The 4,920-nt window shown below is 72.2% G+C and carries 6 protein-coding genes; all 6 read right to left on the minus strand.

Annotated elements, in window-relative coordinates; translation table 11 throughout:
* Positions 1-1,468, minus strand: a 1,468-nt coding sequence (gene uvrC, locus CQZ88_RS00665; protein ID WP_102799096.1) for an excinuclease ABC subunit UvrC, incomplete at its 3' end; no start/stop codon positions are given.
* A 9-nt stretch (positions 1,469-1,477) separates the two neighbouring features.
* Entirely contained in the window at positions 1,478-1,951 is a 474-nt protein-coding gene (locus CQZ88_RS00670; RefSeq protein WP_102799095.1) for a PH domain-containing protein, read from the minus strand.
* Positions 1,948-2,430 (minus strand): 6,7-dimethyl-8-ribityllumazine synthase, encoded by a 483-nt coding sequence (ribH, locus tag CQZ88_RS00675; RefSeq protein WP_006937682.1) that lies wholly within the window; start codon positions 2,428-2,430, stop codon positions 1,948-1,950. Before ribH ends, CQZ88_RS00670 begins: the two co-directional genes overlap by 4 nt.
* Positions 2,431-3,681, minus strand: a complete 1,251-nt coding sequence (locus tag CQZ88_RS00680; protein ID WP_006937680.1) for a bifunctional 3,4-dihydroxy-2-butanone-4-phosphate synthase/GTP cyclohydrolase II — start codon at positions 3,679-3,681, stop codon at positions 2,431-2,433. It lies immediately after the preceding gene.
* Positions 3,682-3,741: 60 nt separating this feature from the next.
* Positions 3,742-4,350, minus strand: coding sequence for a riboflavin synthase (locus CQZ88_RS00685; protein ID WP_006937678.1), 609 nt, complete (start codon positions 4,348-4,350; stop codon positions 3,742-3,744).
* Between the two features lie 10 nt (positions 4,351-4,360).
* On the minus strand, positions 4,361-4,920 hold a 560-nt coding region (locus CQZ88_RS00690), incomplete at its 5' end, for a RibD family protein (protein WP_146034231.1).

The following is a 4,920-nucleotide window of genomic DNA, read 5'->3' on the forward strand; positions in this document are numbered from 1 at the left end:
GCAGGAACCGGCGCCGGGTCACCTCGGCGATGGAGGCGACGTCGTCGGAGCGGCCGTCGCCGGCGGCCTCGCGGATGGCGTAATGCCGGTAGTCCGCCTTGCGGGGCAGGCCGTCCTCGAACACCACCAGCGACGCGACGACGTCGGTGCCCTGCACGTGGCTGATGTCGACACACTCGATGCGCAGCGGCGCCGAGTCCAGGTCGAGGGCCTCCTGGATGCCCTGCAGGGCGGCCGAGCGGGCGGTGAAGTCGCCGGCGCGGCGCAGCTTGTGCTGGGTCAGGGCCTCGTGCGCGTTGCGCTGCACGGTCTCGGCGAGGGCTTTCTTGTCGCCGCGCTGCGGCACCCGCAGCCGCACCGGGCCGCCGCGCAGGGTGCCGAGCCAGCGGCTCATCTCCTCCGGCTCGGGCGGCAGGGCGGGCACGAGCACCTCGCGGGGCACGGCGCTGCCCGCCGGTTCGGCGCCGGCCGCCGACAGGGCGGCCTCCTCGCCGTAGAACTGGGTGAGGAACTGCTCGACCAGCAGCGACAGTTCCGTCTCGGCGGTGCCGGAGGCACCCGCCGCGTCCTCGGGCCGGTCCACCACGTCGCCGGACTTCTCCACCACCCAGCCCCGCTGGCCGCGCACGCGGCCGCCGCGCACGTGGAACACCTGCACGGCCACCTCGAGGTCGTCGCCGGCGAAGGCGACGAGGTCGGCGTCGGTGCCGTCGCCGAGCACCACCGCCTGCTTCTCCAGGGCGCGGCGCAGCGCACCGAGGTCGTCGCGCAGCCGCGCGGCGGTCTCGAAGTCGAGGTCCTCGGCGGCGGCCTGCATGCGCTGTTCGAGGTCGCGGACCAGCTTGTCGGTGCGGCCGGCGAGGAAGTCGCAGAAGTCCTCGACGATGCGCCGGTGCCCGGCCGCGTCGACACGGCCCACGCACGGTGCCGAGCACTTGTCGATGTAGCCGAGCAGGCACGGGCGGCCGATCTGCGCGTGCCGCTTGAACACTCCGGCCGAGCAGGTGCGGGCCGGGAACACCCGCAGCAGCAGATCGAGGGTCTCGCGGATGGCCCAGGCGTGGGAGTAGGGACCGAAGTACCGCACGCCCTTGCGGCGCGGCCCGCGGTAGACGAACAGCCGTGGGTACTCCTCGTTCAACGTCACCGCGAGCATGGGGTAGGTCTTGTCGTCGCGGTAGCGGACGTTGAACCGGGGATCGAACTCCTTGATCCAGTTGTACTCGAGCTGCAGCGCCTCGACCTCGGTGCCCACGACCGTCCACTCGACGGACCCGGCGGTGGTCACCATCTGCCGGGTCCGCGGGTGCAGCGACGCGACGTCGGCGAAATACGAGTTCAGCCGCGACCGCAGGCTCTTGGCCTTGCCGACGTAGACGACGCGGCCGTGCGGATCGCGGAACTTGTACACCCCCGGCTCCACCGGGACGGTGCCGGGGGCAGGGCGGTAGGTCGAGGGGTCGGGCACGGGTCCAGGCTAGTCGGCCGAGCCGACACCCCCGCCGTACCGCTGTTCGAGCTCGCGGAACGCGGCCAGCGCCGCGACGGCGTGCTCGCCGTCGCGGGCCTGCACAGCGACGACGGGCACGTACTCGTCCTGCGGCAGCTCGAGCCGGGGCCACGGCTTGCCCTGGGGGAAGGTCATGCCCCGCACCTGGTCCCAGCCGAACGCCTTCTCACCGAGGACGTTGCGCACCACCACGCCGGACGCCCCGGCACGCAACCGGGGCCGGGTCAGCAGCAGCACACTGCCGGAGACGACGACGCCGACACAGACGATGGCGATCTGGTCGGCGACGCGCAGGTTCACGCCGGTGTCGCCGCCGGCGCGCAGCACGAGCGCGGCCCCGATGTGGCCGAGCATGAGCACGATCGCCGCGACGATCGCCCACCGGGACATCTTGCGGCTGCGGACCTCGAGGTCCCAGCGGGGGTCGGCGGCGGAGGTCACCGCGCGGCCCCGCGCAGCCGCCGCAGGGTCACGGCGGTGTCGAGGGCGGCAGCGCACGCCTGCCCGCCCTTGTCCTCGACGGAGCCGGGCAGTCCGGCCCGGTCGATCGCCTGCTGCTCGTCGTTCGTGGTGAGGACCCCGTTGCCGACGGGGGTGCCCTCGTCCAGCGCGATGCGGGTGAGCCCGTAGGTGACGGCGTCGCACACGTACTCGAAATGGGGGGTCCCGCCGCGGATCACGACGCCGAGGGCGACGACCGCGTCGTGGGTGCGGGCCAGCTGCTGGGCGACGACCGGCAGCTCGATCGCGCCGGCGACACGTTCGAGGGTGACGTCGGTGACGCCGGCCTGCTCGGCGACGCGCTGCGCCCCGGCGACGAGCGCCTCGGAGATCTCGGCGTGCCAGCGGCCGGCGACGATGGCCAGCCGCAGCCCGGCCGCCTCGGACAGCTGCAGCTCGGGCAGTCCTTCGCCGCTCATCTACGCGTCCCCCGCCTCGTAGTCGTCCAGGCCGATCAGGTCGTGACCCATGCGGTCCCGCTTGGTGCGCAGGTAGGTGATGTTCTCGGAGTTCGCGCGCAGCGGCATCGCCACCCGCTCGGTGATCTGCAGCCCGTAGCCGTCGAGGCCGACCCGCTTGGCGGGGTTGTTGGTCAGCAACCGCATCGACGAGATGCCCAGGTCCACGAGAATCTGCGCGCCGATGCCGTAGTCGCGGGCGTCGGCGGGCAGGCCGAGCTGCAGGTTCGCGTCCACGGTGTCCGAGCCGGAGTCCTGCAGCTGGTAGGCCTGCAGCTTGTGCATCAGGCCGATGCCGCGGCCCTCGTGCCCGCGCATGTACAGCACCACACCGCGGCCCTCCATGGCCACCATCTCGAGTGCGGCGTCGAGCTGCGGGCCGCAGTCGCACCGCAGCGAGCCGAACACGTCGCCGGTCAGGCACTCCGAGTGCACCCGCACGAGCACGTCGGCACCCTCACCGTCCGGGCCGGGGATGTCGCCGAGCACCAGCGCGACGTGCTCGACCTCGTCGTAGACGCTCTGGTAGCCGACGGCGGTGAAGTCGCCGTGCCGGGTGGGGATGCGGGCCTCGGCGATGCGCACGACGTGCTTTTCGTGCTTGCGGCGCCAGGCGATCAGGTCGGCGATGGAGATCAGGGCGAGCTTGTGCTCGTCGGCGAAGACCCGCAGTTCCTCGGTCTGAGCCATGTGGCCCTCGTCCTTCTGCGAGACGATCTCGCAGATCACGCCGGCCGGGCGCAGGTCGGCCATGCGGGCGAGGTCGACGGCGGCCTCGGTGTGGCCGGGCCGGCGCAGCACGCCGCCCTCCTTGGCGCGCAGCGGCACCACGTGCCCGGGGCGGGTGAAGTCCTGTGCGGTGCTGTTCGGATCGGCGAGCAGCCGCATCGTGGTGGCCCGGTCCGAGGCGGAGATGCCGGTGCCGATGCCTTCCCGCGCGTCGACGGTCACGGTGTAGGCGGTGCCGTGCTTGTCCTGGTTGGTCGAGTACATGGGGGGCAGGCCGAGGCGGTCGCAGTCCTCCCCGGCCAGCGGCACGCACAGGTACCCGGAGGTGTAGCGCACCATGAACGCCACCAGTTCGGGAGTGGCCTTCTCGGCTGCGAAGATGAGGTCGCCCTCGTTCTCGCGGTCCTCGTCGTCGACCACGACGACCGCCTTGCCGGCTGCGATATCGGCGATCGCGCGCTCGATGGTGTCGAACCTCGTCACTTGCGTGGGCTCCAAAATCTCGTGTACGGACAAACTGATTGCCGAGTTCAACAGTACGACTCAGCGGCCGGCGGCCTGCAGCCGCTCCACATACTTCGCGATGACGTCGACCTCGAGGTTGACGAGCGTGCCGGGGGCGGCGCTGCCCAGGGTGGTCAGCGACAGCGTGGTCGGGATCAGAGAGATCTCGAACCACTCGTCGCCGGGCTCGCCGCCGAGCGCGGAGACGGTCAGCGAGACCCCGTCCACCGTGATCGAGCCCTTGTGCACCACGTACCGGGACACGTCGGCAGGCAACGAGATCCGCACCACGGTCCAGTTCTCCGACGGGGTGCGCGAGAGCACGGTGCCGGTGCCGTCGACGTGGCCCTGGACCAGGTGCCCGCCGAGGCGGCTGTTCAGCGCGGCGGCCCGCTCGAGGTTGACGCGGCTGCCGGGACCGAGCTGCGACAGGCTCGAACGGTCGAGGGTCTCCTTCATCACATCGGCGGTGAAAGAGTCGCCGCCCGGGACGTCGACGACGGTCAGGCACACACCGTTGACGGCGATGGAGTCGCCGTGGCCGGCGTCGGAGGTCACGACGGGTCCGCGGACGGTGAACCGCGCCGCGTCGGCCAGGTCCTCCCGCGCGACGATCTCGCCCAGTTCCTCCACGATCCCGGTGAACACAGCTCGCTCCTCACTCCCGGTCGGGGACCAGGGTCAGCAACACGTCGGCGCCGACGGTTTCGACGCGCTCCCGACGAAACCGTAGCGCCTCGGCGATCGTGCGCACGCCGGCGTCCCGCACTGCGGACGGTCCGGACCCGAGCAGCACCGGCGCGAGATAGGCCTGGATGCGGTCGACCCGGCCCGCGGCGAGGAACGCACCGGCCAGGCGCGGGCCGCCCTCGAGCAGCACGTCCACCCGGTCCGCGAGCGCGCCGAGCACCTCGTCCGGATCGTGGGTGCGCAGCACCAGGGTGGGCGCGGCATCATCGAGAACTCTTGCGGTCTTCGGGATCTCGCTCCTGCCGACGACCACGCGCAGGGGCTGGTGCGGGGCCAGCGAGCCGTCCGGCAGCCGGGCGGTCAACCACGGGTCGTCGGCGAGGACGGTGCCGGTGCCGACGACGATCGCGTCGAGCCGCGAGCGCTCGGCGTGCACGCGGGCGCGTGACTGCGGGCCGGAGATCCAGCGGCTGGTGCCGTCGGCGGCGGCGCTGCGCCCGTCCAGGCTCGCGGCGTACTTCCACGTCA

The organism is Rhodococcus sp. ENV425, from assembly GCF_002887785.1.
Lineage (GTDB): Bacteria > Actinomycetota > Actinomycetes > Mycobacteriales > Mycobacteriaceae > Rhodococcus > Rhodococcus aetherivorans.